Source organism: Paenibacillus sp. OT2-17 (assembly GCF_009827695.1).
Classification (GTDB): Bacteria; Bacillota; Bacilli; order Paenibacillales; family Paenibacillaceae; genus Paenibacillus; species Paenibacillus polymyxa_B.
In genome coordinates this window covers 1-6,210 of the sequence record NZ_WUDQ01000196.1, presented here as the reverse complement: position 1 = coordinate 6,210, position 6,210 = coordinate 1, and the positions used below count along the sequence as shown (strand labels likewise).

The following is a 6,210-nucleotide window of genomic DNA, read 5'->3' as shown; positions in this document are numbered from 1 at the left end:
TGAAGCTGGACAACCCTCGGTAGTTTACTTTTCCGCCCTGCTTGCTGATGGATTTGGATATAATCGTAGATGTTGTCTCGGGAGCAAGGTGAATTACCTTCGCGCCAGCATCTTGATGCTGATCTTTACCGGCTACGGCAATAGACAGGATGGACCCCTTGGCTCCCCGTCCTTTCAATAATACTGCCGGATACTTCATTGTTACCTTGGAGCCGATGTTGCCGTCCACCCATTCCATTGTGGCATTTTCTTCTGCCACAGCCCTTTGGGTTACCAAGTTGTAGATATTAGGAGCCCAATTCTGAATGGTCGTGTAACGGACACGGGAATCTTTCCGGCAAATAATTTCAATAACTCCACTATGCAGAGAACTGGTACTATAAATAGGTGCTGTACATCCTTCAACATAATGGACAAAGCTGCCCTCTTCGGCAATAATTAATGTCCGCTCGAATTGACCCATATTTTCAGAATTAATACGGAAATAACCTTGTATAGGAACCTCGCACTGAACACCCTTCGGAATGTATACAAAGCTACCGCCTGACCAAACTGCACTATTAAGCGCCGCAAATTTATTGTCGGCAGGAGGGATGATCGTCCCAAAATGTTGCTTAAACACTTCGGGGTATTGCTTTAATGCACTATCCGTATCAAGGAAAATAACGCCCTGATCCTCCAGTTCTTTCCGCATGCTGTGATAAACTACTTCCGACTCATATTGAGCGGATACGCCCGCCAGGAACTTTTGCTCCGCTTCAGGGATTCCCAGCTTGTCAAAGGTTGCTTTGATCTCGGAAGGAACCTCCTCCCAGGTCTTTCCCTGTTTTTCAGAAGGGCGAACGTAATACTGGATGTCATCAAGATTTAGCCCGGTCAAATCCGCTCCCCATTCAGGCATCGGCATTTTGTAGAATTGATTCAAAGCTTTCAACCGAAAATTGAGCATCCACTCCGGCTCTTCCTTGATCCGGGAAATTTCCCGGACAATCTCTTCCGTCAGACCTTTTCCAGATTGAAAAATAGACTGGTGCTTGTCGCGAAACCCATATTTATATTCGCCCATATCTGGTGCTTTTTTAGCCATTAGTATCACTCCTTTTTAACCTTTCAAGATTCATTTTGATTTGCTATGATCTGCCGAGCTTGCTTTCCACTAAATCTTTTAGGCGACTGCGAACACCTTCCAGCGGGATCTCCGAAATGACAGGAGCGAGAAATCCGAAAATAACAAGATGTTCGGCTTCACTCCGTGATACCCCGCGCGACATCAGATAATAGATTTGCTCTGCATTTACTTGCCCCACGGATGCAGCATGACCCGCGGTTACATCATCCTCATCTATCAGCAGGATCGGATTGGCATCGCCGCGAGCTTTAGGACTTAGCATAAGCACGCGTTCTGTTTGCTGACCATCACAATGGGTTGCACCTTTTTCAATCTTTGTAATGCCGTTGATAATGGCCGTAGCTTCTTCAAGCATGACTGCACGCGTAATCATCTGGCTTACTGAGCTTCTGCCAAAATGCTGAGCTTGAGTTGTATAGCTCGATTTTTGATTGCCCGTGCCAATAGCAATCACCTTATTGTCGGAGACCGCCCCGTTGCCTTGTAGCAAAGTCTTGGTATCGCTGGCGGTATAACCATTGTTCATCTCACCGATAATCCATTCCACCCCCCCATCAGCAAGAACGACCGCCCGTCGCTGGGTGAAATCTGTTGTAGTTGCAGCAAGCTGATGAACCGAAGCTACTTGCACCTTTGAGCCCGCCCCCGCGAAGACCTCCGTCACACCGTTATGCAATACCTTGACATCATCACCACTCGATACACAATTATCCACATAAGTGATCTTGCTGTTGCTCCCTGCCACAATTAAGACGTGAGGAGCAAAACACACACCGCTTGTATCGTTAAGAAAGATCGCTTGAATAGGTGCTTCAACCTCTACACCGTCTGGGACATATAGAAAAACGCCACCACTCCATAAGGCACTGTGTGCAGCAGATAAACGATGTTCTTCTGGCTTTACTGCCTGAAAGAGATAACGTTGAACCAGCTCCTCATGCTCTTTTGCCGCAGTATGCAAATCCGTTAAAATGACTCCCTGGGCGGCTAAGCTCTCGGACAATTTCGTATACACTACATCCGAGTTGAACTGAACGATTAGTCCGCCTTTCACCGGAGAAGCAACCAAACCTCGAACAACCTCCGGCGCTTCCTCCAAACTAGACCACGCATTCTCAGCCTTGTAATCTCCACTTTCGTAGATATCCCATTTTTCGAGATTGATTTTCACCACTTTAGGCAACTCCAGCGTCCCTGCCAGTTCGAGTGCATGAACGCGGCGTTCAATCAGCCAACGAGGTTCATCCTTAGCGCTTGACCATGCGCGTAAATCGTCCACATTCATTGAAACTCTAGCTTGTATATCCACGTGCTGTTCCTCCTCTCCGGCTTTTAAGCTTCCCTTACCGTCTCATCCGTAATCCCAAGTTCCTCCTTCACCCAATCGTACCCTTCAGCCTCCAAACGGTGGGCAAGCTCCGGACCGCCAGATTTAACTATCCGGCCTTGCATCATGACATGCACAAAATCCGGGGTAATATAATTCAACAGTCGTTGATAATGGGTGATGATTAAAAAGCCTCTATCCGGGCTGCGCATCTCATTTACGCCATTGGCCACAATACGCAGTGCATCAATATCAAGCCCTGAGTCCACTTCATCCAGGATCACAAACTTGGGTTCAAGTAGCATCATTTGCAAAATCTCATTCCGCTTTTTTTCACCGCCAGAGAATCCCTCATTCAAATAACGATGCACAAATTCAGGGTTCATCTCCAGCCCCTTCATTTTGCTCTCCATTTCACGGATAAAACGGATTAAGGATATCTCATCGCCTTCTTCACGCCGTGCATTGATGGCACTTCTGAGAAAGTCAGAGTTGGTCACGCCAGCAATTTCACTTGGGTATTGCATAGCGAGGAACAAGCCTGCCTGGGCACGCTCATCCACCTCCATCTCCAGAAGGTCTTCATTGTCCAATGTCACCTTACCGCCAGTAACCTCATATTTGGGATGGCCCATTAAAGCTGAAGCCAATGTACTTTTTCCCGTCCCATTAGGCCCCATAATCGCATGAATCTCTCCGCCATGAATCTCCAGTGTGAGCCCTTTTAAAATTTCTTTCCCTTCAATCTTGGATCTTAATTCCTCAATCTTTAATGTCGTCATTTATCGAAAACTTCCCTTCGGAGTATTCTTCGGCACGCGCCACCAAATCACTCATAAATTTTCCAATAGTCTGCAGCTCAACCTCTGAATAGGATTCAATGAATTGGTAAAACCTTTCTTCTTTTTCTTTGTGCAGTTCTTTATGCAAATGATAAACGTGTCTTCCCTTATCCGTTAAACTAAAGTAAATCTCCTTACGATTGCTGTTCAGTTGACTTCTCATAATGAAGCCCATTTCCAGCAGCTTTGCACTAATTTTAGTAATGCTAGCTTTGGACAACCCCATCTTCTCCACAATCCCGGTATGATTTATCGGTTCATAATCACCAATGCAATCAATAACGTGTACACTAGTAATATTGTTGGAGAGCATGTCAATCTGGTACTTTCTGGCCTGTTGCCGAAACGAGTTAAATTCTTGTTCAGTATACAGCTCATTCAGATGTAGCATTTTAATATATTGCTCGTAAAGATGACCTTTAAAATGATTTTGAAACTCCAATTTCCCAATCTCCCCTCTCTTGTAGTAGTTGCAGACCAAGTTCAGTGTCACCATTAGATTATTTTTTGTTCACTAGTGAACAAAATTATATTAACACAATTGATATTGATTATCAATATCAATTGTGTTAAATGTGACGCAATTTTGGAGGCGCTTTTCATGGGTTTGTTGTCATTGTCATCGGCCTCATGCTGTGTTTTGACTAGGGCACGTCCCGGAAATGGTTTTGCCTACCTCTGATCAATTCGGCAGCACCCGGATGGATATGGTAACCGAAGCCAAGTCCAATACCGTTGCCTATGAACGTCATGGTACACCTGCCACAGACCGGGGTTGCTACCGTAAAAAGAGGACAAAGGTTGTGCTTGGCCGAGCTGTTTTAAAGCCGTACCGCAGCGTTTGAGTACGCTATCGTGAGCATGTATGGCAATGAATAATCCGTCAGTTACCTGTGTCTGGATATGTTATGGGCCAAAGAGTATACCAAAAACTGTGGTTTTTGCTGGTGAATCCGAACAGGCGATGCTCCATTCTAGCCAGCACCGATCTGACACTGGAGGCGACCTAGATCATCGAACTTTATACCGCCCGGTTCAAAATCAAATGCACCTTCTGGGCGCTAAAGCAATCCATCGGCGGATTCAGCTACCACTTTTGTAGCAAATCCATTCCGAAGCTCAACCGGTATTTGAAAAAGGATCGGGTTCACCCTCTGGAGTTGTTGGAAGAGGAGAAAGCGCAACGGGACATCCGCCTAACTGTAAAGATAAGAATGGTAAACGATAACCAAAATGGATCCCTACGGGGCTTAAGATAAAAGGAACCAAGAAAAGAGCCTAAATCTTGCTTCAGGAAGCCAGGAAGAATTATCATATGGAAGGACAAGCACTCGCGGTTGAAAACGAAGATATGCTGTAAGAGTAAAAGCGGCTACTCCATCCGGTAATAGCAAAAGGCTGTTCGCAGACTTTATGCTTCAATGGCTAGAGATGATGAAAAACAGTATCGGGCTTATCTCCTATATCTCCTATTCCGACACTGTAAAAGGCCGCGTAGATCCTTTTTCCGAGAGAAAGGGATGTATTTTAACTATAGAGGATTTTCAGACCTTGTATACCCATGAAATGAATGTGCAAGGTGTCAGCGCCAATACCGTTATTCATTACCACGCGAACATTTGCAGAGCCCTTCAGTATGCCGTGAAAATAAAGCTGATTGTGGCGAATCTCCCTGACTTAGTTGAAAGCCCAAAAAAGAACAATTACGTCGTGAGCTTCTACAATGCCGAGGAGCTGAATCAACTCCTCGCAGTAATCCGAGGCGAAAGAATTGAGCTTTCGTTATCCTGGCTGCCTTTTATGGGCTAAGCCGAAGCGAGGTCATAGGATTAAAATGGTCGGCTATTGATTTATTGAATTGGACTATTAATATTAAACATACCGCCACATCGGGCAATTTGAATGGTAGATATATTGAAATTGAAAAGGACCGAACCAAGAATAAAGCCAGTCGCCGTATACTGCCACTGGTGGACACGTTCTATGAGCTTCTGATTCGTATGAAGGAATAACAGGAATCCTATCGCTTATCTTCTGACAATTCTTATTGTCTTGAATACCTGGAGTATATTTATGTAGATGTATTAGGGGTAAGCATGAAAGAAGTTCAGGAATGGTTAGGCCACAGCGATTATGCAACAACGGCAAATATTTATTCGCATTTTGAATACAACTCAAAGGTGTCTTCAGCTCAAGCAATGAGTGGGGTACTAAAGCTCAAATAAAAAAAGCCCACTAGAGATTATCTCTAATGAACTCTTTTAGTTAATACCGGCGAGAGGACTCGAACCTCCACGGTTTCCCACTCGATTTTGAGTCGAGCGCGTCTGCCATTCCGCCACGCCGGCATATTCAATTATGGAGGCGCCACCCAGATTTGAACTGGGGAATAAAGCTTTTGCAGAGCTTTGCCTTACCACTTGGCTATGGCGCCAGAGTGTAACAAAGCGGACGACGGGAATCGAACCCGCGACCCTCGCCTTGGCAAGGCGATGCTCTACCGCTGAGCCACGTCCGCATAAAGATGGCTGGGGATATAGGATTTGAACCTATGCATGACGGAGTCAAAGTCCGTTGCCTTACCGCTTGGCTAATCCCCAATAAGTAAAGGGCGGCCGATGGGGCTTGAACCCACGAATGCCGGAGTCACAGTCCGGTGCGTTAACCACTTCGCCACGACCGCCGCAAGTAATGAATAATTGGCAGGGGCAGCAGGAATTGAACCCACACCAACGGTTTTGGAGACCGTTGTTCTACCTTTAAACTATGCCCCTATAAAACTGGTGGAGGATGATGGATTCGAACCACCGAACCCGTAAGGGAGCAGATTTACAGTCTGATGCGTTTGGCCACTTCGCTAATCCTCCAAAAATGGTGCCGGCGAGAGGACTTGAACCCCCAACCTACTGATT

At 45.7% G+C, this 6,210-nt stretch carries 8 protein-coding genes and 7 tRNA genes; 4 read left to right on the top strand and 11 right to left on the bottom strand.

Annotation, left to right across the window (positions count from 1 at the left end; genetic code table 11):
• The 4 genes from sufB to GRP75_RS17090 form a co-directional block, all read right to left on the bottom strand.
• Positions 1 to 1,087, bottom strand: a 1,087-nt coding sequence (gene sufB / locus GRP75_RS17105) for a Fe-S cluster assembly protein SufB (RefSeq protein ID WP_160789884.1), incomplete at its 3' end; no start/stop codon positions are given.
• A 43-nt stretch (positions 1,088 to 1,130) separates the two neighbouring features.
• Positions 1,131 to 2,438, bottom strand: coding sequence for a Fe-S cluster assembly protein SufD (gene sufD, locus GRP75_RS17100; protein ID WP_372238133.1), 1,308 nt, complete (start codon positions 2,436 to 2,438; stop codon positions 1,131 to 1,133).
• Positions 2,439 to 2,461: 23 nt separating this feature from the next.
• Positions 2,462 to 3,238 carry a Fe-S cluster assembly ATPase SufC gene (gene sufC, locus GRP75_RS17095; protein ID WP_023990247.1) on the bottom strand — a complete coding sequence of 259 codons (777 nt, stop codon included), beginning with the start codon at positions 3,236 to 3,238 and terminating at the stop codon, positions 2,462 to 2,464.
• Entirely contained in the window at positions 3,219 to 3,740 is a 522-nt protein-coding gene (locus tag GRP75_RS17090; RefSeq protein ID WP_160789883.1) for a MarR family transcriptional regulator, read from the bottom strand. Before GRP75_RS17090 ends, sufC begins: the two co-directional genes overlap by 20 nt.
• A gap of 220 nt (positions 3,741 to 3,960) precedes the next feature.
• Here GRP75_RS17090 and GRP75_RS17085 point away from each other — a divergent pair, with 220 nt between their 5' ends.
• The 4 genes from GRP75_RS17085 (at position 3,961) to GRP75_RS30320 (ending at position 5,523) form a co-directional block, all read left to right on the top strand.
• Positions 3,961 to 4,143 carry a hypothetical protein gene (locus GRP75_RS17085; RefSeq protein WP_160789882.1) on the top strand — a complete coding sequence of 61 codons (183 nt, stop codon included), beginning with the start codon at positions 3,961 to 3,963 and terminating at the stop codon, positions 4,141 to 4,143.
• A gap of 568 nt (positions 4,144 to 4,711) precedes the next feature.
• Positions 4,712 to 5,107 carry a carbonic anhydrase gene (locus tag GRP75_RS29815; protein ID WP_237449080.1) on the top strand — a complete coding sequence of 132 codons (396 nt, stop codon included), beginning with the start codon at positions 4,712 to 4,714 and terminating at the stop codon, positions 5,105 to 5,107.
• Between the two features lie 44 nt (positions 5,108 to 5,151).
• Complete coding sequence (locus GRP75_RS29810; RefSeq protein WP_235308384.1) at positions 5,152 to 5,310, top strand: site-specific integrase; 159 nt, start codon at positions 5,152 to 5,154, stop codon at positions 5,308 to 5,310.
• Positions 5,311 to 5,394: 84 nt separating this feature from the next.
• A complete protein-coding gene (locus GRP75_RS30320) occupies positions 5,395 to 5,523 on the top strand; it encodes a recombinase (protein ID WP_143109565.1) in 129 nt (42 codons plus the stop codon).
• A 44-nt stretch (positions 5,524 to 5,567) separates the two neighbouring features.
• On the opposite strand, the gene GRP75_RS17075 is transcribed toward GRP75_RS30320, so the two are convergent.
• The 7 genes from GRP75_RS17075 to GRP75_RS17045 form a co-directional block, all read right to left on the bottom strand.
• A tRNA-Leu gene (locus tag GRP75_RS17075) sits at positions 5,568 to 5,646 on the bottom strand.
• Between the two features lie 11 nt (positions 5,647 to 5,657).
• Positions 5,658 to 5,732, bottom strand: a tRNA-Cys gene (locus GRP75_RS17070).
• Between the two features lie 12 nt (positions 5,733 to 5,744).
• Positions 5,745 to 5,816, bottom strand: a tRNA-Gly gene (locus GRP75_RS17065).
• A 7-nt stretch (positions 5,817 to 5,823) separates the two neighbouring features.
• Positions 5,824 to 5,898, bottom strand: a tRNA-Gln gene (locus GRP75_RS17060).
• A gap of 10 nt (positions 5,899 to 5,908) precedes the next feature.
• Positions 5,909 to 5,981 (bottom strand) — tRNA-His (locus GRP75_RS17055).
• A gap of 17 nt (positions 5,982 to 5,998) precedes the next feature.
• Positions 5,999 to 6,072, bottom strand: a tRNA-Trp gene (locus GRP75_RS17050).
• A 7-nt stretch (positions 6,073 to 6,079) separates the two neighbouring features.
• A tRNA-Tyr gene (locus tag GRP75_RS17045) sits at positions 6,080 to 6,165 on the bottom strand.
• Positions 6,166 to 6,210 lie beyond the last annotated feature (45 nt).

Excerpts from the sequence above, each read along its gene's own strand:
- GRP75_RS30320 (WP_143109565.1), top strand. The coding sequence starts at position 5,395 with ATGAAAGAAGTTCAGGAATGGTTAGGCCACAGCGATTATGCAACAACG.
- sufC (WP_023990247.1), bottom strand. The coding sequence starts at position 3,238 with ATGACGACATTAAAGATTGAGGAATTAAGATCCAAGATTGAAGGGAAA.
- GRP75_RS29815 (WP_237449080.1), top strand. The coding sequence starts at position 4,712 with ATGCTTCAATGGCTAGAGATGATGAAAAACAGTATCGGGCTTATCTCC.
- GRP75_RS17085 (WP_160789882.1), top strand. The coding sequence starts at position 3,961 with ATGGTTTTGCCTACCTCTGATCAATTCGGCAGCACCCGGATGGATATG.